Below are 333 nucleotides of genomic sequence, written 5' to 3' on the forward strand. Positions count from 1 at the left end.
CTCAGAAGTGAAACGCAATAGCGCCGATGGTAGTGTGGGGTCTCCCCATGTGAGAGTAGGTCATTTCCAGGCGCCTATTTAAGTAAAGTTTAAAAGAGACAAAGCTGTAATATGCCATTGAGGCTATAACATAAGACTAGGTCCTTTAAAAAGTAAAATAATGCTGATATGGCTCAGTCGGTAGAGCGCATCCTTGGTAAGGATGAGGTCCCCAGTTCGATTCTGGGTATCAGCACCATTTTACTCACAGAATTTATCTGGAAACCATAGCATTGTGGTCCCACCTGATCCCATCTCGAACTCAGAAGTGAAACGCAATAGCGCCGATGGTAG

1 tRNA gene and 1 rRNA gene are annotated in these 333 nt (G+C 44.7%); both read left to right on the forward strand.

Annotated elements, in window-relative coordinates:
• The first annotated feature begins 162 nt into the window (after positions 1-162).
• A tRNA-Thr gene (locus Q1B47_RS21910) sits at positions 163-238 on the forward strand.
• 18 nt (positions 239-256) lie between these two features.
• Positions 257-333 (forward strand): 5S ribosomal RNA (rrf, locus tag Q1B47_RS21915); the annotation flags it as partial.

Source organism: uncultured Shewanella sp. (assembly GCF_947501225.1).
Taxonomy (GTDB): domain Bacteria; phylum Pseudomonadota; class Gammaproteobacteria; order Enterobacterales; family Shewanellaceae; genus Shewanella.